This window comes from Duganella sp. CT11-25 (genome assembly GCF_047302815.1).
Classification (GTDB): domain Bacteria; phylum Pseudomonadota; class Gammaproteobacteria; order Burkholderiales; family Burkholderiaceae_D; genus Rugamonas.
Map to the genome: position 1 here is coordinate 2,172,319 of NZ_JBKBFD010000001.1, position 23,683 is coordinate 2,196,001.

At 64.8% G+C, this 23,683-nt stretch carries 22 protein-coding genes; 11 read left to right on the forward strand and 11 right to left on the reverse strand.

Features of this window, described 5'->3' with window-relative positions; translation table 11 throughout:
- The 5 genes from tssE to ACEN9F_RS09130 all read right to left on the reverse strand — a co-directional run bounded on the left by tssE (position 1) and on the right by ACEN9F_RS09130 (position 3,694).
- Positions 1 to 474 carry a type VI secretion system baseplate subunit TssE gene (gene tssE, locus ACEN9F_RS09110; protein ID WP_413419712.1) on the reverse strand — a complete coding sequence of 158 codons (474 nt, stop codon included), beginning with the start codon at positions 472 to 474 and terminating at the stop codon, positions 1 to 3.
- Between the two features lie 86 nt (positions 475 to 560).
- Positions 561 to 1,052 (reverse strand): Hcp family type VI secretion system effector, encoded by a 492-nt coding sequence (locus ACEN9F_RS09115; protein WP_413419713.1) that lies wholly within the window; start codon positions 1,050 to 1,052, stop codon positions 561 to 563.
- Positions 1,053 to 1,084: 32 nt separating this feature from the next.
- Positions 1,085 to 2,575 carry a type VI secretion system contractile sheath large subunit gene (tssC, locus tag ACEN9F_RS09120; protein WP_413419714.1) on the reverse strand — a complete coding sequence of 497 codons (1,491 nt, stop codon included), beginning with the start codon at positions 2,573 to 2,575 and terminating at the stop codon, positions 1,085 to 1,087.
- 1 nt (position 2,576) lies between these two features.
- Positions 2,577 to 3,086 carry a type VI secretion system contractile sheath small subunit gene (gene tssB / locus ACEN9F_RS09125; RefSeq protein ID WP_413419715.1) on the reverse strand — a complete coding sequence of 170 codons (510 nt, stop codon included), beginning with the start codon at positions 3,084 to 3,086 and terminating at the stop codon, positions 2,577 to 2,579.
- A 23-nt stretch (positions 3,087 to 3,109) separates the two neighbouring features.
- Complete coding sequence (locus ACEN9F_RS09130; RefSeq protein ID WP_413419716.1) at positions 3,110 to 3,694, reverse strand: hypothetical protein; 585 nt, start codon at positions 3,692 to 3,694, stop codon at positions 3,110 to 3,112.
- A gap of 166 nt (positions 3,695 to 3,860) precedes the next feature.
- Here ACEN9F_RS09130 and tssJ point away from each other — a divergent pair, with 166 nt between their 5' ends.
- Genes tssJ through icmH form a run of 3 tightly spaced genes read left to right on the forward strand, consistent with a single transcriptional unit; the run spans position 3,861 to position 6,534 of the window.
- Positions 3,861 to 4,406: a type VI secretion system lipoprotein TssJ gene (gene tssJ, locus ACEN9F_RS09135; RefSeq protein ID WP_413419717.1), complete on the forward strand. Its 546-nt coding sequence runs from the start codon at positions 3,861 to 3,863 to the stop codon at positions 4,404 to 4,406.
- 14 nt (positions 4,407 to 4,420) lie between these two features.
- The gene (gene tssK / locus ACEN9F_RS09140) at positions 4,421 to 5,755 is read left to right on the forward strand and encodes a type VI secretion system baseplate subunit TssK (RefSeq protein ID WP_413419718.1); all 1,335 of its coding nucleotides are present in this window, start codon (positions 4,421 to 4,423) and stop codon (positions 5,753 to 5,755) included.
- Positions 5,752 to 6,534 (forward strand): type IVB secretion system protein IcmH/DotU, encoded by a 783-nt coding sequence (gene icmH / locus ACEN9F_RS09145; RefSeq protein ID WP_413419719.1) that lies wholly within the window; start codon positions 5,752 to 5,754, stop codon positions 6,532 to 6,534. Before tssK ends, icmH begins: the two co-directional genes overlap by 4 nt.
- A gap of 3 nt (positions 6,535 to 6,537) precedes the next feature.
- On the opposite strand, the gene ACEN9F_RS09150 is transcribed toward icmH, so the two are convergent.
- The 4 genes from ACEN9F_RS09150 to ACEN9F_RS09165 form a co-directional block, all read right to left on the reverse strand.
- Entirely contained in the window at positions 6,538 to 7,326 is a 789-nt protein-coding gene (locus ACEN9F_RS09150; protein WP_413419720.1) for an OmpA family protein, read from the reverse strand.
- A gap of 11 nt (positions 7,327 to 7,337) precedes the next feature.
- Positions 7,338 to 8,306, reverse strand: a complete 969-nt coding sequence (gene tagF / locus ACEN9F_RS09155; RefSeq protein ID WP_413419721.1) for a type VI secretion system-associated protein TagF — start codon at positions 8,304 to 8,306, stop codon at positions 7,338 to 7,340.
- The gene (gene tssM / locus ACEN9F_RS09160; RefSeq protein WP_413427014.1) at positions 8,303 to 12,019 is read right to left on the reverse strand and encodes a type VI secretion system membrane subunit TssM; all 3,717 of its coding nucleotides are present in this window, start codon (positions 12,017 to 12,019) and stop codon (positions 8,303 to 8,305) included. Before tssM ends, tagF begins: the two co-directional genes overlap by 4 nt.
- 107 nt (positions 12,020 to 12,126) lie before the next feature.
- A complete protein-coding gene (locus ACEN9F_RS09165; RefSeq protein WP_413419722.1) occupies positions 12,127 to 12,966 on the reverse strand; it encodes a M15 family metallopeptidase in 840 nt (279 codons plus the stop codon).
- Positions 12,967 to 13,080: 114 nt separating this feature from the next.
- Here ACEN9F_RS09165 and ACEN9F_RS09170 point away from each other — a divergent pair, with 114 nt between their 5' ends.
- A complete protein-coding gene (locus tag ACEN9F_RS09170) occupies positions 13,081 to 13,866 on the forward strand; it encodes a hypothetical protein (protein ID WP_413419723.1) in 786 nt (261 codons plus the stop codon).
- On the opposite strand, the gene ACEN9F_RS09175 is transcribed toward ACEN9F_RS09170, so the two are convergent.
- Positions 13,867 to 14,319 (reverse strand): Hsp20/alpha crystallin family protein, encoded by a 453-nt coding sequence (locus tag ACEN9F_RS09175; RefSeq protein WP_413419724.1) that lies wholly within the window; start codon positions 14,317 to 14,319, stop codon positions 13,867 to 13,869.
- A gap of 203 nt (positions 14,320 to 14,522) precedes the next feature.
- Here ACEN9F_RS09175 and ACEN9F_RS09180 point away from each other — a divergent pair, with 203 nt between their 5' ends.
- The 7 genes from ACEN9F_RS09180 to ACEN9F_RS09210 all read left to right on the forward strand — a co-directional run bounded on the left by ACEN9F_RS09180 (position 14,523) and on the right by ACEN9F_RS09210 (position 23,094).
- Entirely contained in the window at positions 14,523 to 14,993 is a 471-nt protein-coding gene (locus ACEN9F_RS09180) for a rhodanese-like domain-containing protein (RefSeq protein ID WP_413419725.1), read from the forward strand.
- Between the two features lie 3 nt (positions 14,994 to 14,996).
- Positions 14,997 to 15,920, forward strand: coding sequence for a serine O-acetyltransferase EpsC (gene epsC, locus ACEN9F_RS09185; RefSeq protein WP_413419726.1), 924 nt, complete (start codon positions 14,997 to 14,999; stop codon positions 15,918 to 15,920).
- Positions 15,917 to 16,174 carry a helix-turn-helix domain-containing protein gene (locus tag ACEN9F_RS09190; protein ID WP_413419727.1) on the forward strand — a complete coding sequence of 86 codons (258 nt, stop codon included), beginning with the start codon at positions 15,917 to 15,919 and terminating at the stop codon, positions 16,172 to 16,174. Before epsC ends, ACEN9F_RS09190 begins: the two co-directional genes overlap by 4 nt.
- 111 nt (positions 16,175 to 16,285) lie before the next feature.
- Positions 16,286 to 17,218, forward strand: coding sequence for a family 2A encapsulin nanocompartment shell protein (locus tag ACEN9F_RS09195; RefSeq protein WP_413419728.1), 933 nt, complete (start codon positions 16,286 to 16,288; stop codon positions 17,216 to 17,218).
- A gap of 8 nt (positions 17,219 to 17,226) precedes the next feature.
- Positions 17,227 to 19,101 (forward strand): family 2A encapsulin nanocompartment cargo protein cysteine desulfurase, encoded by a 1,875-nt coding sequence (locus tag ACEN9F_RS09200; RefSeq protein ID WP_413419729.1) that lies wholly within the window; start codon positions 17,227 to 17,229, stop codon positions 19,099 to 19,101.
- 210 nt (positions 19,102 to 19,311) lie between these two features.
- On the forward strand, positions 19,312 to 22,314 hold the full coding sequence (locus tag ACEN9F_RS09205) for a diguanylate cyclase (protein ID WP_413419730.1): 3,003 nt from the start codon (positions 19,312 to 19,314) through the stop codon (positions 22,312 to 22,314).
- Between the two features lie 111 nt (positions 22,315 to 22,425).
- Positions 22,426 to 23,094, forward strand: a complete 669-nt coding sequence (locus ACEN9F_RS09210) for a hypothetical protein (protein WP_413419731.1) — start codon at positions 22,426 to 22,428, stop codon at positions 23,092 to 23,094.
- On the opposite strand, the gene ACEN9F_RS09215 is transcribed toward ACEN9F_RS09210, so the two are convergent.
- On the reverse strand, positions 23,072 to 23,629 hold the full coding sequence (locus ACEN9F_RS09215; protein WP_413419732.1) for a sugar O-acetyltransferase: 558 nt from the start codon (positions 23,627 to 23,629) through the stop codon (positions 23,072 to 23,074). The two genes, ACEN9F_RS09210 and ACEN9F_RS09215, sit on opposite strands and share 23 nt — an antisense overlap.
- Positions 23,630 to 23,683: the final 54 nt, after the last annotated feature.

Sequence of the window (23,683 nt, forward strand, 5' to 3'; positions counted from 1 at the left end):
TCAGGCTCCGCGTCCGCTGCGGTTGATCGAATAGTGCAAGGAGGATGGCTGCAATACCGCGTCGAAGCTGACCGCTTCGGTGAACGGCAACCCGGCCAGCGTGCCGCTGATGGCGAAGCTGACGCGGTTGATCGCGCCGGCCTCGCGTTCCAACCGGGCCTGCACGTTGCGCAAACGCGGTTCGTGGCGCTCGATCGCCGTCTTCAGCGCGGCACAGATGCGAGTTCGGTCCTCACTGCTGCTCAGGCACATGCCGGCAAAGTCGAGCAGGCCGTAGTTGACGATGGAGCGCGCGCATTCCGGATAGGCGCGCAGCATCTCTTCCGGCAGCGCGCAGCGCGTGTTGAGCAGGTCTTCCAGGTCGCGCGCCACGGAGTCCTTGAACTGCTCCAGCGTCAGGCCTTGGCCAGCCCGGTTGGAGGCGCCATACTCGCCGAGCAGGCGGTCGAGCAGGCCGGGTGTCAAGCCATTCATCGCATGCCCTCAAAAAAAGGCCAGGCCAAACCTGCCTGGCCAAAAGAGCGCCGCGGTACACACCGCCGGCGCCCGGGGGTGAACGATCAGACAATACGGTTGCTGGACAAGTCCCAGCCGCCGGAGGTATTGCCGCCCGCGCCACCGGTTATCTTTTGCTGCGTGTACTTCCACTTGATCTTGGAGAACTTGAACGCCACATCCTCGGTCAGGATGTCGCCCTCTTCCACGGCCGGCGAGACCGCGCCGATCAGCACATTCTCGACTTCGATCTCGAAGTACTTGACGCGCTCGCCCTGGGCGTCGGCGCGCATGAACTCGAACTTGGCCTTGGGGATGGTGCGGCCGGCCGAGCAGGTTTGCAGCAGAATGGGCGAAGACAAATCGGCCAGCTTGGAGATCACGATATCGCGATGTTCGCAGCGTTCCGCCGTGTGGCCGCCGCCGGTGGAGGCAGTGGCGGATTTCGGCTGCGCGACACCGAAGCTGACCGATTTGCACTCGATCCAGTCCTTGTGGCGGTCATCATTGGACTCGCCCTTGATGCCATCAATGTACAGATAGACGTCGATTGCCATTGCATGCTCCTGTCTCAGGTTATAGTGGAAGATCAGTAGTTGGTCGACTGCGGCAGCTCCGCGACCAGACGGAGGGAAACGGACAGTTCGTCGAGCTGGAAATGCGGCCGCAGGAAAGACACGGCACGGAACACGCCGGGCCTCCCCGCCACTTCATGCACCTGCACCGACGCTTCGCGCAGCGGAAACTGCGCCTTCTGCTCCTGGCTGGCGTTGTCGTCGAGCAGAACGTATTTCATCAGCCAGCGGTTGAGGAAGTCCTCGACATTGGAGGCGGCGGCGAAGCTGCCGATCTTGTCGCGCATCATGGCCTTCATATAGTGGGCGATACGCGAGACGGCGAAAATGTATTGCAGTTGCGACGACAGCACGGCGTTGGCGTTGGCCGCCTCCGAGTTGTACTTCCTGGCCTTCTGCGCCGACTGCGCGCCGAAGAAGGCCGCGTAGGCGGTGTTCTTGCAGTGGACCAGCGAGATGAAGCCAAGGTCGCTGAGTTCCTTCTCGCGGCGGTCGGTGATCGCCACTTCGGTCGGGCATTTGAGCGCGACTTCGCCCTCGTCGGTCTTGAAGGTGTGCGTGGGCAGGTCATCCACCAGCCCGCCGCCCTCGACGCCGCGGATCGCCGCGCACCACCCGAAATCGTCGAAGGCCTTGGTCAGCTTGGCGCCGAAGGCGTAGGCGGCGTTACACCACAGGTACTTCTGGTGGTCGGTGCCGTCGACTTCCTCGACGAAGTTGAAACCTTCCACCGTGGTGCCGTCGACCGGGTTGAATGGCAGGCGGCCGAGGAAGCGCGGCAGCGCCAGGCCGACGTAGCGCGAATCCTCGGACTCGCGGAAGGCCTTCCATTTGGCGTATTCCACGGTATCGAACACCTTGGACAGGTCGCGCGGCTTGCCCAGGTCGCCGTAGGTCTCCAGTCCGAACAGCTCCGGCGATGCCGAGGCGACGAATGGCGCGTGCGAAGCCGCCGCCACGTGCGACATCTGCTCGATGAAGTACATGTCCTCCGGCTGGCGCGAGATTTCGAAGTCCCCCAGCAGCGCCGCGTAAGGCGCGCCGCCGAAGGTGCCGAATTCCTCTTCGTAGACCTTCTTGAACATGGTGCTCTGGTCGAACTCCAGCGCGGACTGGAAGTCCTTCACCAGCTCGCGCTTGGTGGCGTTGAGCATGCGGATCTTCAGGCCCTGGCCGGTAGCGGAATTCTTCACCAGGTAATGCAGTCCGGTCCAGCTCTGTTCCAGCTTCTGGAAGGCTGGCGCGTGCATGATGGCGCTCAACTGGATGGAGATCAGCCGATCCAGCTCCGCCAGGCGCGCATCCAGCGTGGCCGACAGATTGTTCGACACCACCACCGTCCCTTCCAGCACCTGGCTGACCAGTTCCGCGATGATGTCCTTGGCGCGTTCGTGCTCCACGCTGGACTTGGCGACCTTGCTCTGTTCGACGATCTGGTCCAGCAGGCTGTCGCCGTCCGCCACCGGCGCCGCTGCTTCCAATGCTTGATTCGCTTGCGATGGCATATCAGTTCTCCGTGGTTGGCTTGACGGATTTGAGGGTGGCCAGCTTGTCGGTGTTATTCAGCACATCGCTCAGGATGTCCTCCAGCTTGTCGTTACCGGCCAGCTTGTTGCGCAGGTCGGCCAGCTTGCCGCGCGCTTCCAGCAGCTTGCTGAGCGGCTCGACCTGCCGCACCACCGACTCCGGCCGAAAATCGGACATCGCCTTGAAGCGCAGCTCCACGTTGAAGCTGCTGTCATCGCCGCTCAACTGGTTCGGCACCTGGAAGCGCGCCACCGGCTCGACGCCGCCCAGCACCTCGTCGAAATTGTCGCTGTCGATGTTGACGAACTTGCGGTCCTTGAGACGCTTTTTCTCGAGATCCGAATTGCCGCCGAAATCGCCGACCACGCCGACCACAAAGGGCAGCTCCTTGTTTTCCATCGCGTCGCCGATTTCCACGTCATAGGTCATCTGCACCCGTGGCGGACGCACCTTGGTCAGGCGCTTCTGAACACTGTCACCGTTAGCCATACGAGCTCCGTTGTAGAAGAGGGTTACTTCAAGCCGCCGAAAGGATCGCTGCTGTTGGTCTGGTTTTTTGTGGGCGTGGCCGCCGCTTTTTTCGCCGGCGCCGGTGCCGGCTTGCGCACCGCCGGATTCGCCGCCGGCACCAGCACGTCTTCACCGAGGCTGGTGCGCAGCAGCTTGGCCAAGTCCTGCGCTTCGGAGCGCAGCGATCCGTTCAGGTTGTTCTGCTGGCTCAGGTCCGCCAGCGCCTTGGTCGACAGGCGCAAGCCGCTGACGGCGACGATGCTGTTACCGAGTTTATCGGCGGGGTCGCGCTGCAGCGCTTCCAGTGCATTCATGATCGCCTCGCCGTAGCTGGCGCGGTCGAATTTGATTTGCGCCATATGCAGCCAGGGCGACTTCTCGGCGGGGTAGTTGGCGGCGGCGGTCTTGAGGATGCCTTGCGCCCTGTCGTTCTGGCCCGAGGCCAGCGCGGTGTCGGCATCGGCCAGCGAGCGTTCCAGCGTCGAGGCTTGCGGCTTTTCGACGCGGACGGTTCCGCCGTCCGTCGCGCAACCCGATAACAGCAGCAGGCTGGCCACGCACGGCAACCAGGTTCTTGGTGTGATCATCAGTTTCTCCTTTTGCGTAACCGGACAGGAAGGAGCCCATTATTCATGAACGGGCAGCCCCGCAATTGCGTTTACGCAAGAGTTACCTCGCTTCTATTTTGCTTGCGTAAGCGCAAATTCTGCTGCCGCGCGTTTCGTTCTAATGCATGAATCGCTTGGAGAAAACATGATGGGAACGAAAATGATCGTGATCGCGGGATTACTGGCGCTGCAAGGCTGCGCGGGCATGCGCAAAGCGCCCGAACTGCCGGACGCGCAGAAACCGGCACGCAATGTGGCGATCCGCCTGCACGCGGGTCCGAACCTGAATGCGGGTGCGGGCGGCCAGCCCTTGGCGCTGGCCGTGCGCATCTACAAGCTGCGCCAGCCGGAGGCATTCCAGCAAATGCCGTTCGACGGTTTTCTCAGCCCGCACGGCGAGCGCGAACTGCTGGGTAACGATCTGCAGGAGGTCAAGGAAGTGATGCTAATCCCCGGCCAGCGCTACGAGATCGTCGAAAAAATCACGCGCGAGGCTGACTACATCGGCGTCGTGGCGCTGTTCCGCGCGCCGGCCGAGAAGCGCTGGCGGCTGGCCTTCGCCGCCGGCGACGCCGAAAAATACGGCATCACCGTCGGCCTGCATGCCTGCGCGCTCAGCACGGGCGCGGGCGCCGCCACCATCGCCACCATCGATGCAGGCAAGCCGCTGGCGGCCTTGCGCTGCAAATAGACCAAGGAGACAGCATGAGTATTCCATCCAAAGTCCTGTGGGGAGAAGGATTGTTCCTGCGGCCGCAGCACTTCCAGCAGCAGGACCGCTATCACGAAGCGCGCCTGCACCACACCGCGCAAGCGCTCCATCCCTATCTCTGGGGAGTGCGCAGCATCGAATGGGACTACGATGCGCTGAAGGCGAACCGCCTGCGGCTGCAATCGCTGTCGCTCATCTTCCGCGATGGAGAAATCGTCGATGCGCCGTCCAGCGATCCGCTGCCGGTCGCCGTCGACCTGTCCACCATTCCGCCCAGCGTGCTGGAGGTCACCTGGCATGCCGCCCTGCCCTCGCTGGCGCCGGGCGGTGGCAATGCATCGACGGCCGGCGGCGCGCGCTACAGCCAGTCCACGCGTGAAACGTCGGACCTGTACACGCAGGCGGCCGGCGCCGACGTCAGCTTTTTGAAGAGCGCCGTGCGGCTGGTCTCGGACCAGGAACCGCTGGGCGCCTTCGACTGCGTACCGGTGATACGGCTGCGGCGCCTGGTTACCGGCGGCTTCGAGCCCGATCCGTCGTTCATCCCGCCTGGCCTGTCGATCGCCGGCGCGCCAGCATTGAAAGCCATGCTGGACCGCCTGCTGGATGCGCTGCAGGCCAAGGTTCAATCGCTGCAGGGTCACATGCGTGAGCCTAGCCGCAACGTGATCGAATTCCGCTCCGGCGACGTCTCCTCGTTCTGGCTGCTGCACACGGTCAGCACCTCGGCGGCGGCGCTGATGCACTACGTGCGCAACCCGGAGCTGCATCCTGAGCGCCTGTTCGAAGCGCTGCTCGCGCTGGCCGGCGCCATGATGACCTACTCCAAGCAGTACGCGCTAATCCACCTGCCGGGCTACCGGCACGACGATCCCGCGCAATGCTTCACAGCCCTGGACCGCATCATCCGCGACCTGCTGGACACGGTGATCTCCACCAAGTACTTCTCTATCGCGCTGGTCGAGGAAAAGCCCAGCTACCATCTCGGCAAGCTCGATTCCGGGAAGATCGACCAGCGCACCACGCTCTACCTGGCCGTCAGCGCCGCATTGCCCGCGCTGGAACTGGTGGAGGTGGTGCCGCTGCGCGTCAAGGTCGGCGCACCGGACGATGTGGAAAAATGCGTGCTGTCCGCCATGCCGGGCGTGAAGATCACCCATGCGCCGCAAGTGCCGGCGGCGATTCCCGTGCAGCCGGACACCTACTACTTCGCGCTGGAAGGCAAAGGCATGCTGTATGAGCAGATGCTGAAGGCGCAATCGATCTCGATCTACGTGCCATCCGGCATACGCGACCTGCGCCTCAACCTGATCGCGGTGACGGCATGACGCCCCCGGTCGAACGCCGCGCCATTCCGACGCTGATGGGCGGCCAGCGCCGCCAGATCCAGCCTGGCTACGGCCACGTGCAAACCCTGCTCGATCTGCTGCAGGAAGGTTTCTACCTGCTGTTCATGCTGAAGAACGGCAGTACGCCGCCGGGTGAAGCGCCCTTCCTCGACAACATCACCGCCTACCTGGCGGAATTCGACCGCGAGGCGCGCAAGCTGCGTGCGCAGGGCGAGGACATCGACGCCGCCAAATACGCCTTCTGCGCGGCGCTGGACGAGATCATCCTGTCGTCGCAGTTTCCGATGCGCTTCGCATGGGAGCGCCGTCCGCTGCAGCTGGTGATCTTCGGCGACCAGCTGGCGGGAGAACACTTCTTCGACCGGCTGGAGGCGCTGCGCAGCACCGGCGGCGCGCGCCTGCCGGCGCTGCAGGTATTCCATATGTGCTTGCTGATCGGCTTCAGGGGCAAGTACGCGCTCGATGCGGGCGACAAGCTGGCCTACCTGACGGCGCGCCTGGGCGACGAGATCGCGCACATCCAGGGCAAGAGCAAGGGTTTCGCCCCGCAAGCCGAACGGCCGGACCAGATCGTGAATAAACTGCGCAGCAATACGCCGTTGTGGGCGATGTCGGCCGTCTTCGGCGTGGTCGCGCTGGGCGCCTACATCGGGCTGCAGTCGTCGCTGTCGAACGTCACGCAGAATACGCTGGCCGGCTATTCGGACCTGGTGAAGCTGGCGCCACGGCCGGCGTATGTGACGATTACGCTGCCGTGACCTTTACTGCGCGATGCGGAACTCGATGCGGCGATTGCGCGCGCGACCGTCGGCGCTGGTGTTCTCGGCCACGGGCCGGTCCGGCCCCTGGCCGGACACCATCACCATGTCCTGGCTGATCCCCTTGTCGGCCAGGTAGGTGCGCACCGCCTCCGCGCGGGACTGGCTCAGCGCCAGGTTGCTCTCGCGCAGACCGGTATTGTCGGTGTGACCAATCACCTCCACCCTCTTGCCTTTGACCTTTTGCAGCGCCGCCGCCATCTCGTCAAGGATGCCCTTGCCGGATGGCGTCAAGGTCGCCTTGCCGCTCTCGAATTCGATGATGCGCCTGGCCAGCGTGGCGTCCAGCAGGTTCTGCTCGGCGGCGCCGACGCGCAAGCCATTGTTGACGGTGTAGCTGGGATTGAGACTGGTGGCGACATCGCTGGCGATCTGCTGGCGCTGCGCCTCGTTGGCCACCTCGCCGCGCAGGCTGACGGTGGTGCCGTCGATCTTGATCTCACCCTTGCTGATCAGTTTCAGGTTCGGATTGATCAGCTTCTGTACATAGCCGTTCCAGTTGGGCGGCAGCGACACCGGCGCAATCGATAGTTGATCAACCACCCGCTCGGCCCCATACAGCGCGCGCAGCTGGATCAGCATGGCGGCCTTGCTGGCTTCATCCGGCACGGCGCCGGTGACCAGCACCTGGCCCGGCATCGGCGTGGCGGGCACCGGCGCCTGTGCCGCGCCGTGGATGGCGGTCAGCAGCAATGCCGGCATCACTGCCGGCCAGAGGATCCGTTGGCGCATCGTCGTACTCCTCACACAAAGGTTTCGTGGAACAGCGCATGGGCGGAGCGCAGCGACAACTGGCCTTGCTCCAGGTAGGCGGACAGTTTTTGCACGCCGGCGTCGCCCGCGATCAGCTCATCGACCCAACCCGCGTAGTCGAAGCCGATCTGGTGCTCGGCCGCGCACCGCGGATCGATGATGGCGGCCAGCGTCTCCGGTGCCGCGCCGCTGAAGCCGATCACCAGCGACGGCTGCCCGCGCAGTTCGGCAAAGAACAGGCTCAGTTCAAAATCCGCCTGCAGCAGAAATGGCGCGATCAGGTCCAGCCAGAAAGCGGCCACCAGGTAGCGCTGGCGCGGCGCATGCGGCAATGGCAGCGCCAGGCTTTTATCCAGCCGCTCTGCGCCGCTGCGGCGCACCGGCTGCAGCAGCAAGCCGATCGCCAGTATCATGCGGCGCACCGAGGCGCTGGCCAGCATGCCCTCCAGGCCGGCGACGTTGTGGCGATCGAGGAAATCCAGGAAGCCTTGCTCATGTTCGGCCGCAGCGGGCTCGATCACCACGCGCGCCGCCGCCAGCACCTGCAGCGGCGGCTCGGGATCGCAGGCCGCCAGCACATCCCCCGCCAGCTGCCCCAGTGCCTGCCACAGCGGCGCCAGCACCACCGGGCTGCGTGACAGGAAGGCGCGCGGATCGTCGACCTCGATGGCGCTCATGCTGAGGAAGGGATAGCGCCGCTGCGAGATGTCGCTGCTGGCCGCCAGATGGCCGGCGATGGCGCGCCGGCTGCGCGTGCCGACGAAGGCAAAATGCAGCGGCGGCATGGCGTCGTAGTTGAGTTTCCAGCGTGGGTCCGCGCTGAGCACATGCATCACCTCCGCCAACCAGTCGTCCAGCAGGCTGGCCAGCGCCGGGTTATCGGCGGCCTTGATAAAGTCGCTACGCGCCGGCAGCTTGCCGAAGTAGCCGATGCGTACCGATTGCGGACCACGCTTCATTGCGCCGCTCCCATCGCCACGCCGCCGGCCACCGCGACCGGCGCACCGACGATGGTCTCCGGCAGCCGCATGCCCTTGAAGCCTTGTTCCTGCGGCGCCGCCGCGCCGCCGCTGCTTTCCGGGCTGCTGATGATCTTCAGGCCCATCGCCACAGTGACAGCGCCGCTGGTCCAACGCAGCTCGAACACGCCACCGTCGCGCTTCTGCTTGGCCGCCGCGTCGATCAAGCGTTTCAAGCCGAACTGGCCCGGTTCGTTGAACACTTCCACACTGCGGCCATCGAAGCCCACCGCTGTGATGCGCGCGCCCGGTGCGCCCTGGGGACTAGGATGGATCATGTTGGTCCACTGCGCCGGTGTATTGCGGTAGCGGACTTGCTGGCCGTCGATGTCGACCGTGTATTCCAGCGTGCCGGGGGCCGGCATCGGCTGGATCTGGAACACTGTCTGCGCGGCGGCCGGCGATGCGGCGACGCCGCCCGCGCCGATGGGTGCGATCCAGCCGGGGAAGCGCGCCACCGTTTGCGGCGCCAGCGCGATGCCCATGTCGGCCCAGGTGCGTGCCGCCAGCACATCGCCACGACGCAGCACCAATGGCCCCATCGCGGTGCCGGCGAACTTGGCGATCAAGCCGTCCGGCCCGAAGAACCGGGCGATTTCGGTGCCGGCCGCCTCGATACGCGCGGTGGGCGAAAACGGATATTTGTTGGCCAGCGATTGCTGGAACGGTTCGTACACCTGCGCCAGCCAGGTCTTGTTGATTTCCGATTCCGCCGGCGCGATCAGCACGGAGAAGGTCTGCATCAGCGGCCGCACCAGGATCGGACGGATCGCCTGTTTCTGCGTGTCGCTCATCCCGGTGAGCATTTGCTCGTCGACATAGCGCAACGCATCGGCCAGCTCGGAGCCGCTGCCTTCCAGCGTCTGCTGCATGAACTGGCGCGCGCCGGGGCCCGGATCACCCTGGTTCTTCAGCTGGTTCAAACGGGTGCGCAGCCTGGACAGCGTCTCCAGGTAGCCGCGCATCAGCGACGCATCCTTGTCCTTGGCGGCGACCAGTTTGCCGACGCCTGCAAATTCGCGGCCGATGGCCCCCATCGGCTTGTCGCGCGGCTGGTCCATCCGCACCTGCACATTGATCTGCGACGGCCCGCGCCGCAACAGGCTGTTCTTGATCCAGTTGACGAAGCCCGATTGCGCCTCTTTCAGTTCGGCGCTCATCAGCGCGGGATTATCCCAGGAGGTCTGCTGGTAGATGGTGGTCAGCAGCTTGGACAGCGGCGACGATTGCGGGTCGCCCAAGCGGTTCATCGCGGTGACGGCGGCGTCGAAGCCGTTCAGATTGGCGATGCCGACGCCCTGGACGAATTTTTGCCACTCGCGGGCGTAGTCGGCCTTGTACAAATCGGTCAAGCCTTTCTGGATTTGTTCCGGGCTGCCTTCCAGCGTCAGGTCGTCGCGGGCGGCGGTCTTCAACACCCAGTCGGCGCTTTGCAGTTCGCGCGTGGCGGCATCGCTGAAGGCGCTCTGTACGAACTTCTCCCACGCCTCGCGCGTGTAGGCGCCGGGAACCGCGTAGCTGCCGGCGACCAGCGACTGATCCTGCTCGCCGACCATGCGCGCCACCGTCATGGCCGGGAACCGCGTGTTGGCACGGGCCCGGATATCGGCGTACACCCGCTCGCGCGCCGGCATGCCGCGCACCACGCGCCGCAGGTTTTCGCGCGACTGGTCGACCAGCGCCAGCTTCAGGTCGATGCGCGGCCACGATGGATCCGCCATCTGCGCGAGGTGGAAGGTCATCAGCCGCTCGGCGCTGTGGATCAGCTGTTCGCGCTGCATGGCGCCGCGATTGTTCTCAAGCCAGCCGCGCCAATAACGCGTCAGCTGGTCGTTGAGGTGACTGGGCTCGGCGTGCGATTTATCAGCCAGCATCAGGTAGCTCTTCAGCGCGTTGTAGGCATCGTCGACATTGGTTGCGGAGGCTTCCTGGAACTGGCGACCCGGCACCACGGCGGCGGCGGCCGTGGCGCCCGGCGTTTGCAGTTGATCGGCATGCGCGTTCATCTCCGACAGCAGCGTCTCCAGATTGGCCACCACCGGTTTCAGCATCACCTCCTTGACGCCGGAGAAGTACTCCTCGCGCAGCTTGCGCTCCAGCAGTTCGCCCTGATAGAGGCCCATGCGCAGCGACCACGGGCGGCCGGTGCGGTACTTCTCCAGCTGCTCAATGCGGTCCTGGAGTATCTCCAGCGCCTCCAGCCGCGACTGCAAGTCCAGCCGTTTTTCCTGCAGCTTGATCACCTTGTCCAGGTCCGCCTGCACATTGCCGACCAGTTGGCGGTTGCCTATGTAGGACCAGCTCCAGCCTCCCAGCGACACGCCCAGCAGCACGGCCGCCATGAAGAACGCCGCATACGTCAGCCGCACCTTGTTCTTGCTGGCGTACTGCGATACCAGGTCCTTGTCGGCAAAGATCACCTTGCGGAACAGGTTCAGCAAGAAGAAACCGGACTGCCCTGTCCCGGCGACGGCCGGTGCATCCGGCACCGACAGCGCAAAGCGCTTGGCGACGCGCTGCGATTGTTCGCTGACCGGCGCGCCCTCCTGCAGCGCGCTGGTGAAGTAAAAGCCGCGAAACACCGGCTTGAACTGGAACGGATTCTCTTCGAATAACGTCAGCAGGAAGGAACGCAGCGGCGCCCGTATCGTCGCGAACTCCAGCGGGAAGGTGAACACGCCGGGCTCCATGCGGTCACGCCGCTGCTGGCCCATATTGGCCAGGCTGAGTTCCCGCAGGCCGTCGCACAGCTCGTCGAAACCCTGATCGAAGAAGGCAGCCAGCTGCTGGCTGCTGACCTCGCGCTTGTACGGCATGGTCGCGCCCCATACGCGCTCGCGCTCGGTGCGTTCGGCCTGCGCGAAGAACTCGCCGAAGCCGGCGATCAGGTCGGTCTTGGTGAACACCACGTACACCGGCGCGAACACTTCCAGCCGCTCGATCAAGTCCTGCACGCGCATGCGCAGGCTGCGCGCCAGCTTGATGCCGGCTTCGGGATCGTCGCCGCGCAGCTCGGCGATGCTGACGGCGATCAGGATGCCGTTGATCGGCGCGCGGCGGCGGTATTTCTTCAGCAAATCGAGAAAGCCGAACCACTCGGTGCGATGCTCTTCAAGTACCGAATAGCGGCCCGCCGTATCGAGCAGGATGCCGTCGGCGGTAAAGAACCAGTCGCAGTTGCGGGTGCCGCCGACGCCTTGCACGATCTTGCCGTCGGCGAAGGGGAACTGCAGGCCGGAGTTGGTGACCGCCGTGCTCTTGCCGGCGGCGGGATTGCCGATCAACATATACCACGGTAATTCGTAGAGTGCCCTTCGTCCAGACACGATGCCCATCTTCGAGCCCTTGATGGTGTCGATGGCCTTGAGCATGCTCTCGCGGATGGCCTTGACCTCGGCGCCGGATTGATCCGTGGGAGCGGCGGCCTGCTGGCCGATCGCTTCACCCAGCCTGTCCGACTCGCGCCTGGCGCGCCAGCGGCGCCACAGCCACACCATGCCGGCGAACAGCAGCATCAGCGCGGTCGCCGCCAGCGCCCAGATCAGCGCCAGCTCCAGCACTTGCGCCCCCAGGTAGAACAAGGCCGCCATCGCCGTCAGGCCGATGATGGTGAGGCGGCGGGTATCGGTCAGAAAATGCCAGATTCTGCGCATCATAGGTCGGGTCCGGTGGTGACGGGACGCCCAGGCTGCAAGCGGACCGATCAATGGTGCCACCACAATGCAAAAATTTATTGCGCAAAAACAATGAATGCCCCGACCTATTTCCCGACCGTGCCCGCCACTCGCAACTCGGCATGGCCGAAGTCCATCATGGTCCAGCGCCCGCCCCAATGCAGTCCGGCCGCCTCGGCAGCCTCGCCGTACAGGCGGTAGCCGCGCATCGCCCACGGATCCTTCTCCGAGATCAGCAGCTTGCCGTCGCGCAGGAAGGCGCAGTCCGCCGCCAGGCCGAACTGGTGATAGCTCTGGAAGGCCTTGGCGTTGGTCACGCTGGAACCCGCCAGCGCCAGCGTGTTCTGCCGTTCGGGACTGCGGTAGCCCTCCAGGATCGCCATGTCGTAGCCGTGGCGATCCTTCATGATCCTGAACACCGTCAGCAGGCGCTGCGCGAAGACGGGGTCGAGCAACTGCCAGTTGCGGTTGGCGCTGTCGAGCATCGGCCGCGCCAGCGTGACTTCGGCGGTGCTAAAGACCAGCGGCGGCAATGGCGCCGGCATCGCCAGCTGCTCGCCCTTGAGCAGATCGGCGACCTGGTCGTTGACGGCGTGGCTGTCGCCGTCATAAGCGCCCAGCATGCCACGGCCGCTGAGTATCAGCGCCAGCGTGGTCGGCACGATCATCAGCACGGCGGCGGACAGGATCAACAGACAGCGGCGGCGCAGGAACTCCAGGCTGAACTGCACGGAATCGCGAGCCCCACGCCCCAGTCCCAGCGCCTGCCGTGCGCCTTGCCGACAGCCGTCGCGCAACTGCTGTTCGAGACGGTGGCCAATGGCGCGCATCGATTGCGCCACCATGTCGCGGCCGGCGGGAAACAGCAGCAGCCATGCGCAAAAACACGTCAGCAGGAAAAACATCAGCACTGAAAAGAGAAACATGGTGCGCTCCGTCAAAGCAGGTTCGGTCCGCTGAATGGACACTGGCAACAATGTTTCATCGTAGGCCGTTGACGGTTTCACATAACCGGCCAGATCAAATTCGGGAGGGATATTGTGGATACGTCAAAACCGAAACCGGACATGATGGCCGCGTCTTCTACTTCGGGTGGCGGCAAGCGCATCCTGGCGCATCTGGAACACGGCGCCAGGCCGGCTGCCAAGCCGGCACGCGCCAGCGGTTGGGCGATCGACGGCTGGACGGTGGGATTGGGCGTGCTGTTGCTGCTGATGTGCGGCATCGCCTGGATGATGCACGAGAAGAAAATTACGCCGTCAACGTTCAAATACAGTGAAAGCCGCAGCCGGCAGACTGCGGAGACGCCACGCGTGGAGATAGCGGTGATGGCCGCCGCAGGCCAGTCTGCCGCCATCGTGAATGAACCTACCTCGGCCGCCTCGGCGTCGCAGATTGGCGTGACGAATCAAGCGACGCTTGACGTACAGCGCCTGCCTGCACACGCCGCACAGCCGCATGGCGCACAGCCGCATGGCGCACAACCCGAGCAGGCCAATTCAAGCGCAGCAACACGCCCACCCCAAGCAGCGGCGGCCGCAAAGGCGGCACCGGCACGCAACGCCGCCGGCGAGGCCACCGGCTCGCCGGCCGCCCCCGACACCGACGTCGCGCTGCTGACCGCACTGGTCGCGCACGCCAACAAGCCCACCGTCATCGTGGCCGAACTCAGCCGCGACGTGGTGGAGCGTCAGCACGGCGACAGCACGGCCGAACTACTGGCGCGATGCCAGCAACTGGGCCTGATCGAAGGCATGCTGTGCCGCTCGCGCATCTGCTCCGGCCGCTGGGACGCCGATGCGGCGTGCCGGGCGCCGGCGCACTGATTACTGGATCGCCAGCTGCTTGCCGCCGGTGCCCACCTTTTTCGGCAGCAGCAGGTGCAGCACGCCGTTTTCATAGCGGGCCTCGGCCTGGTCGTCATCCACTTCCTGCGGCAGCGTGAAGCTGCGATGCACCTGGCCATAGTAGCGCTCGCTGCGCAGCGCCCCGGACTTGCCGGCATCGCCGGTGCTCTTCTCTTCCTTGATCTCCGCCGTCAGCGACACCTGGTTGCCGTTGATGGCGACCTTGATATCTTCCTTCTGCACGCCCGGAATCTCGGCCTTGACCACATACGCCTTCTCGTTCTCGGTCACATCCATGCGCATGCGCGGCGCATTCTCGGCATTGCGCCAGATCGACGGCGAAAAATCACGAAACATCTCATCGATATCGCGGAATGGATCGAAGCGAGCAATATCGCGGAACGGGTCCAGCCGCATCAAACTATTAGCCATGACAGCCTCCTTTTCAGCACTAGGTCTTCCATCATAAGAAGCGCCCTTCCTCCGCGTTTGACGCACATCAAGTGCGTTGGAACGCCCCACCTTATTTGTTTTTCAACTTTGCGTCCTTGTTTTTATTCGTTTTACTTTATTTCTGCCGATCGTATATTCACCTCAACGGCTGCCTATCGCCACCAATCCACCGAGGTCCCACTATGCTAGTTGATGTCCCCTTCACCGCCTTGCCTGAAGAACTCGCTTCGATCAAGGCCACGGCCGAATCCTCCGCATTGCCGTTCGCCGGCGGCGTCGCACCGGCCACCGCGTGGCGGTTGTTTTCCAGCGGCCGTGCGCTGCTGGTCGATGTACGCTCCGGCGAAGAACGCAAGTTCGTCGGCCACATTCCCGACACCCTGCATGTGGCCTGGGCCACCGGCACCGCGCTGACACGCAATCCGCGCTTCGTGCGCGAGCTGGAAAGCAAGATCGGCGGCAAGGAGGTCGTGGTGCTGCTGCTGTGCCGCAGCGGCAAGCGCTCCGCGCTGGCGGCGGAGGCGGCCACCAAGGCCGGCTTCAGCAACGTGTTCAATATCCTCGAAGGCTTCGAAGGCGAGATCGACGACCAACAACAGCGCGGCAAGGCCGACGGCTGGCGCTTCCACAACCTGCCATGGGTACAGGACTAAGCCATGGCGACCTTCAACATCATCGGCATCGTGCAATCGCTGCATGACGCGCGCCACAATTGGCGCCAGACGCAAAGCCGCAACAGCGAGGCGGGCAACCGCGAATTCCCGTCACGCAATGCGCTGTCGGGCATACTCGACAGCCTGAAAGGCGTGCTGTTCCCGATGCGCCTCGGCCCGCCGGACCTGCGCCAGGAAAGCGAGAATTTCCACGTCGCCCATGCATTGGACGCCGCCCTGCACGCGTTGTTGAAACAGGTACGGCGCGAGCTGGCCTATAACGCCGGCTTGAACGACGAGCCTGGCCGCGACATCGACGAGCAGGCGCTGGCCGCCGTGCGCACCTTCGCCGCCGCCCTGCCCGGCATCCGCACCCTGCTCGACAGCGACGTGCTGGCCGCCTACCAAGGCGATCCGGCGGCGCGCAGCGTCGATGAAGTGTTGCTGTGCTACCCCGGCGTGCTGGCGATGATCCATTACCGCCTCGCTCACCAGCTGTACAACCTCGGCCTGCCGCTGCTGGCGCGCATCGTCGCCGAACTGGCGCACGGCGCCACCGGCATCGACATCCACCCCGGTGCGCAGATCGGCGCCGGCTTCTTCATCGACCACGGCACCGGCGTCGTCATCGGCGAGACCGCGGTGATCGGCGAGCGCGTGCGGGTCTACCAGGCGGTGACGCTGGGCGCCAAGCGCTTCCCCACCGACGCCGAGGGCAACCTGCAAAAAGGCTTGCCGCGCCATCCGGTGGTCGAGGACGACGTCGTCATCTACGCCGGCGCCACCATCCTCGGCCGCATCACGCTGGGCAAGGGCGCGGTCATCGGCGGCAATGTCTGGCTGACGCACGATGTGCCGCCCGGCGGCCGCATCGCGCAGGCCGAATCGCGCTCCGGCGCCTTCGCCAACAGCATAGGTGCCACATGAGCGACGACAGCTTGCCCACCACGCTGGTGCAGCACTTTGGCGTCGGCGTACGACAGCTGCGCAAGGAGCGCGGCTGGTCGCAGGAACGCCTGGCGGAAAACTCCAACCTCAACCGCTCGTATATCGGCGAGATCGAACGCGGCTGCGTCATCGCCTCGCTGGTGACGGTGGAGAAGCTGGCGGCGGCCCTGCAACTGACGCCGTCCGCGCTGCTGACGCGGGGCGAAAGCATCGGCCGCCTGCACGGCGCATGAAGTCGCTATCGATTTGGTGGCTATAGCATGTTGAGCGGTTTTGTGCAGTGCCGCACACTACGCACAGCTTAGTTTATTTTTCAACTTTACTTATCTGTAAAAGGAATAACGATGACGGCAACAGTAGGCGGCACCACGGCGCTGGGCGATAACGCAGCACGGCAATTAGCAAATGCAACCAAAACCGCACCCCAGCTAGAGACCATCAGCCCCCGTTGGCTGACGCATCTGCTGCAATGGGTTCCGGTGGAGGCAGGCATCTACCGCCTCAACAAGGTCAAGAATCCGGAAGCGATCAAGGTCACCTGCACCGCGCGCGAAACGGAGAACCAACTGCCGCGCACCTACGTCGACTACGAGGAAAATCCGCGCGAGTACTTCCTCAACGCCGTCTCGACCATCCTCGACGTGCACACCCGCGTCTCCGACCTGTACAGCAGCCCGCACGACCAGATCAAGGAACAGCTGCGCCTGACCATCGAGACCATCAAGGAAAACCAGGAAAGCGAACTGATCAACAATCCGGACTACGGCCTGCTGGCGCAAGTCACCGACGAGCAGCGCATCTTCCCGCTGACCGGCGCGCCGACCCCGGACGACCTCGACGAACTGCTGACCAAGGTCTGGAAAGAGCCGGCCTTCTTCCTGACGCACCCGCTGGCGATTGCCGCCTTCGGCCGCGAAGCCACCCGCCGCGGCACCCCGCCGCCGACCATCAGCCTGTTCGGTTCGCAATTCATCACCTGGCGCGGCATCCCGCTGATCCCGTCGGACAAGGTGCCGGTGGCCGACGGCAAGAGCAAGATCCTACTGCTGCGCGTGGGCGACAAGCGCCAGGGCGTGGTCGGCCTGTTCCAGCCGGGCCTGCCGGGCGAGCAAAGCCCCGGCCTGTCGGTGCGCTTCATGGGCATCAACAACCATGCGATCTCGTCCTATCTGATCTCGCTGTACTGCTCGCTGGCGGTGCTGACCACCGACGCGCTGGCGGTGCTCGACGATGTCGAAATCGGCAAATACCACGACTATCCCGACACTTATAAATAAGCCGCGCCGTGAGTATCCTGACGCCTCCCTCCTCCGTCCCGGCGAGTCCACCCGCCGGCATACCCGAACCGTCGGGCGCGCCGTTCGACCCGGCCGTGCTGGCGCGGCTGGCGACCGAGATGTTTGCCGCCAAGCCATTCTCGGCACCGCCGTTCGCGCCGCACGGCGTGCAGGCGCCCGGCAATATCGCGCCGGCCGGCTCGCCGCTGGCCAGTCCTGCCGGCTTCGGCCCGAGCGTGCCCGGCACGCCGATCCCGCAAGGGCAGATCCCCGGCACCAATCTGATCCCGGCGTCGCCGACCCAGGTGCTGTCGCTGGCCAACCGCATCCCGGCGCTGCTGCCGAGCGCGCAGGCCGGCAACGGTGTGCCGGACAAAGCCATCGGCGCGATCCCGGCCTACGACCCGCGCAGCGGCGGTGCCCTGCTCGGCGTACCGGAAGTGCCGAACGCGGCGCCGCCGTCCACCGACGGCGCGCCGTACTACTTCCTCGGCCACGCGCACGGCCAGCCGGGCGGCGATCTGCCGGAGCCGGCCGCGCCATCGTCGGCGCCGCAGTATTACTTCGTCGACGCGGTCACGCTGCCGAGCGGCTACGTCACGCCAGCCAAGGCCGCGCCGCACGACACCGTGCCGCTGGCCGGCAGCGACCGCCATCCGCCGTTTGACGTCAACGCGGTACGGCGCGACTTCCCCATCCTGCAGGAGCGCGTCAACGGCCGCCAGCTGGTGTGGTTCGACAACGCCGCCACCACGCACAAGCCGCAGTCGGTGATCGACCGCATCAGCTACTTCTACGAGCACGAGAACTCCAACATCCACCGTGCCGCGCATGCGCTGGCGGCGCGCGCCACCGACGCCTACGAAGGCGCGCGCGAGCGGGTGCGGCGCTTCCTCAATGCGCCGGACGTCAACGAAGTCATCTTCGTGCGCGGCACCACCGAGGCCATCAACCTGGTGGCCAAGAGCTGGGGCGGGCAGCATGTGGGCGAAGGCGACGAGATCATCGTCTCCAACCTGGAGCACCACGCCAACATCGTGCCGTGGCAGCAGCTGGCCGCCGCCAAGGGCGCCAGGCTGCGCGTGATACCGGTCGACGACAGCGGCCAGGTGCTGCTCGACGAGTACCGCAAGCTGCTCAACGACCGCACCAAAATCGTCGCCGTCACGCAGGTATCGAACGCGCTCGGCACCGTCACGCCGGTCAAGGAAATCGTCGAACTGGCGCATCGCGCCGGCGCCAAGGCGCTGGTCGATGGCGCGCAGTCGGTCTCGCACATGCGCATCGACGTGCAGGACATCGGCGCGGACTTCTTCGTGTTCTCGGGCCACAAGCTGTTCGGCCCGACCGGCATCGGTGTGCTGTGGGGCAAACGCGACGTGCTGGAAGACATGCCGCCATGGCAAGGCGGCGGCAACATGATCGCCGACGTCACGTTCGAGAAGACCGTGTACCAGCCGATCCCCAACAAGTTCGAGGCCGGCACGGGCAACATCGCCGATGCGGTCGGGCTCGGCGCGGCGATCGACTACATCAACAAGATCGGCATCGAAAACATCGCCCGCTACGAGCACGAGCTGCTGGTCTACGGCATGCAAAAGCTGCGGGAGATCAAGGGTGTGCGCCTGATCGGCACGGCGGCCGACAAGGCCAGCGTGATGTCCTTCGTGCTGGCCGGCTACAGCACCGAGGAGGTAGGCAAGGCGCTCAACGAGGAAGGCATCGCCGTGCGCACCGGCCACCATTGTGCGCAACCGATCCTGCGCCGCTTCGGTGTGGAAACCACGGTAAGGCCGTCGCTGGCGTTCTACAACACCTTCGACGAGATCGACCGGCTGATCGCGGTCGTCAGAAGGCTGGCGGCGGAGCGCCGCGGCAACTGACCCCAAAGGCCTTGTGTTCACGCACAAGGCCTTTTTTAATTCCGGCGCGATCCGACCACCCTAAAGTATGGCGACAGCGCGCCGCCGCGCCTTTACCCTCAAAATTTTGAGGATTAAAGGATGGCGCCAAGCTGGCTGCGCAGTACATGGATCGTCGTCGCACTCCTGGCTCTCACGCCTATGGGGATGGCGTTGGCGGCGCGCCCTGCGATGCCGCTCACCTTCGAAGCGCTGCAATCGCTGGGCTCCGACGGCCAGTCCATCCTGTCGATCGCGCAGGACAGCAAGGGATTCATCTGGATCGGCACCATCGAGAGCGGCCTGTTCCGCTATGACGGCCACGCGCTGGTCAAGTATGTCAACGATCCGGACAATCCCGCCAGCCTGCCTGGGGGACGGGTGGCGGCGCTGCACGCCGACGCCGCCGGCGATCTCTGGATCGGCACCGACGAGGGCCTGGCCCGCTTCGATCCCGCCACCAACGGCTTCACGCGCTATGCGCCACCGGGCGGCGAGGACAGCATGCGCATCGTCCGCCGCATCGTCTCCGACGGCAAGCAAGGCATGTGGCTGGCAACCTGGGGCGGACTACAGCATTTTGATGTGCCGAGCGGCCGCTTCCAGGCGTACCGCGCCGATCCGTCGCAGCCAGGCGCACTCCGCTACAACGACGTCAACGCCGTGGCGCTGGACCGCAACGGCGGCGTCTATGCCGCGACCTGGCCTGCGGGCATCGACTATCTCGCCCCCGGCGCGACATCGTTCCAGCGCCTGCGCCTGGACAGCGAGGACCGGCCCGAGCCCAGGCTCAACGACGTACGTGCCCTGCACTTCGACACCAAGGGCTATCTCTGGATCGGCACCGACGCCGGTGTGGTGCGCTGGCAAGCCGGGCAGCCCTGGTCCACCCGCGTCAGGCTGGACGGTCCGCGCCGCCGGATCAACAGCATCGATGCGGATGCCGGCGGCGGCATCTGGATCAGCACCCGCACCGAGGGCCTGCAACGCTGGAACGAACAGGCGCAGCGCCTGGAAGCCTATCTGCATCGGCCCGAGGACACGCGCAGCCTGCCCAGCAATTCGATCAGCGCCGTCATGGCGGACCGCAGCGGCACGCTGTGGATTGCCACCTTTACCGATGGTGTGCGCCGGGCTAACGTGAACAACGCGCCGTTTTCCCGCATCGTGCCGCGCGATATCGCACAGGATGGATTCCCGACCGGGAATTTCGTCCGCAGCCTGGAAACGGCGCCTGAAGGCCGGCTCTGGATGGGGATGGAAGAAGGCCTGGCCCTGTTCGATCCGGCCACCAGGCGCATCGTCAGGAAGTACACGGCGGGCGCTCGGCCGGGAGACCTGAGCCACAGCTCCGTGTACAGCCTCTACCAGCAACCGGGCGGCCCGCTATGGGTCGGCACGACCAAGGGACTGAACCGCCTCGATCCGCTGGACGGGCGCTTCTCGGTCCGCCACTTCGGCACGCCCGCAAACGATTTCATCAACACCATCGCGCCGGGACGCGGCGGCATACTTTGGCTGGGTACCGCCGGCAGCCTGATCCGCTACGATCCGGCCTCCGGTACCAGCAAGTCCTACCTCCATGAGGCAGGCAATCCGGCCAGCCGCAATGTCAACGACGCCAGCGCGGTGTTGGAAGACAGCCAGGGGCGGCTCTGGGTGGGCGACGTGTTCCGTGGCGGCGGACTGGCGCTGCTCGACCAGCGCAGCGGCCGGTTCCGGCATTTCCATCACAGCGATACGGCGCCGCGCAGCCTGAACAGCGATAAAGTAACGTGCCTGTACGAAGACAAGGCGGGCACCGTGTGGATCGGCACGGTACGCGGCCTGCACCGCCTGGTATTCGCCGCCGACGGCACGCCGGAGTTCCAGCGCTACCTGGGTCCGAACCAGCCCGGCCCGGTACCGATCGAAGCGATCCGGGGCGACGACGCCGGCAAGCTGTGGATCAGCACCGCCAAGGGCATTTCGCGCCTGGACCCGGCAACGGACACCTTCGCCCACTACTCCGCCGACGATGGACTGAGCCATGGCTTTTTCCTGCAATCCTCGGCGCAAACCGGCAACGGCGACCTGTACTTTGGCAGCACCACCGGCATCACCGCCGTCTATCCCGCGCAGGCGATGCGCGCGCCCAGCCCGCCGCAGGTCTCGATCACCGACATCCGCCTCTTTGGCCGCTCGCTCGGCCAGATGCCGAGGCCACCGCTCGTACAACTGGCCGGCGCGATCACCGCACCGACCTCGCTCACGCTGCCGTCGAGCGCGACGGCGCTGTCGATCGAGTTCGCCGCCCTGCACTATGCCGCGCCGGCTCGCAACAGCTATACCTTCATGCTGGCCGGCTTCGACAGCCGGTGGGTGAAGGCGGATGGCGCCCATCCCAACGCCACCTACACCAATCTGTCCCCGGGCAGCTACACGTTTTATCTGCGCGCCACCAGCAGCGACGGCATCGACAGCCCGACCATCGTGCTGCCGATCGCGATTCTGCCGCCGTACTGGCAAACCTGGTGGTTCCGTGGCGGCGCCGCGCTGCTGGCGGTCTTGGCCGTCGCATGGGCCTACAAGGTGCGGGTGCGCCGCCTGACGCGCCGCACCGGCCATCTTGAAGCTCTGGTCGCCAGCCGCACGCGGGAACTGGAACAGTCGAATATCAAGCTGATGGCGCTCTCCGTTTCCGACGGGCTGACCGGGCTCGTCAACCGGCGCGGATTCGACGAACTGCTGGAGCGCGAATGGGCGCACGCCAGGCGCGACAAAAAACCGCTCGCGCTCGCCATGCTGGATGTCGATAGCTTCAAGTTGTACAACGATTTCTACGGGCACCAGGCCGGCGACGAATGCCTGAAACAGGTTGCCGCCGCCATGACCTTGTCGCTGCAGCGGTCCACCGACCTGGCGGCGCGCTACGGCGGGGAAGAGTTTGTCTTTGTCCTGCCCGGCGCCACGGCGGAGGACGCCATGCTCATCGCCGAGAAGGTGCGTTGCGCGGTGGCGGCGCTGGCCATCGTGCATGAAAAATCGACGCATGGCATCGTCACCGTCAGCATCGGCGTCGCATCCGCGATGCCGGCCGATCCGCAATCCGCCAGCGCGATGCTGCGGGCGGCGGACCAGGCCTTGTATCGCGCGAAGGCCGCCGGACGCAACCGCTCCATGCCGGCGACCGCCGGTGGCGCGGATCAAGACTGATACAATGAACCATCCTCCTGTTCCTCAATGAAAAATCGTCTACGATCCTGGAATGCGCTTGTCGTCGCTGCGGCGCTATGCGCCGGCACGCCGGCAAGGGCCGCCCCACCTGTGGAAAAGCGCACCATCAAACTGCCTGTCGTGGTGAGCGGAGTGAGCGCCACCAAGGCCCGCGTCGTGCTGGAGCAAGCCTATGCCGCCATTGGCATTGAGGTCGTCCTGGTGAATATGCCGGGAGAGCGCGCCCTGATAGAAAGCACGCGCGGCGCCATGGATGGGGAAATCGTGCGCACCGCCCTGGTCGAGCAAGACTATCCGCAACTGCTGCGTGTTCCCGTTCCCTTGTATTTCTTCAGCATCAGCACCCTGGTCCGCAACGAAGCCGGAGCCATCGCCCCAAGCCTGGAAGAGGCAAAGACGATGCGCCGCGTCGGCGTGGTGCGTGGTTTGAAGGCGACTGAAATAACCGTCAGGGGCTGGGACAACCTGACCGTGGCGAACAACGTCGAGACCGCATTGAAGATGCTGCGGGCCAAGCGTTTCGATGTGCTGGTGGCGCCCACCGAAGCCACCCTGGCGTCCATGCGGACACACAACCTGCCTGACGATGCATTCAAGCTCAGGACGGTCATGACCCTGCCGGCCTATCACTACCTGAACCAAAAAAATGCGGCGCTCATTCCCGCCATCGGCGCTGAGCTCACCAAGCTGAAAGGCAAGCGGGCAAGCGTGCTGGACGGCATCGAGGCCGCCCCTCCTACTCGTCAATCGAACGAATAATCTTTGCAGGATTTCCTGCGACAAGCGTATTCGGAGGAACGTCTTTGGTGACGACCGAACCCGCCGCGACGACCGAATTCTCGCCCACCGTGACACCACCGATAATCGTTGCACCGGCTGCGATCCACACGTTTTGTTCAATCACGATGGGCTTGCCGATCGTGACGCTGCGTCGCTGTGAGGGTTCGAGCGGATGGCCGGTCGTGATGATACTCACGTTCGGCCCGATCATCACATTGTCCCCGATGTCGAGACCGCCCATGTCATAGAAAGTGCAGTTCTGATTGACGAAGACATTCTGTCCAACGCGGATTTCGCTACCGCCGGCAGTGTAAAAGGGAGGAATCAGCAAAAAACTCTCGTCCACCTTTTTGCCTATCAGTTCGCTGAACAAGGCCCTGACTTCGTCCGCATCATTGAACGTTAAGCGGTTCAGTGTGGCGGTGAGCGCCATCGCTCGTTTTGTATTCGCCACCATGGCCGCTGATTCCGGCGTCCTGCTGCGGATTGTCTTGACGCGATCGTCATTCGGCATTGGTTATTTCCCTCAGGTTACGGTTGAGCTAGTGTCTCGCGGCGCACGATGGCC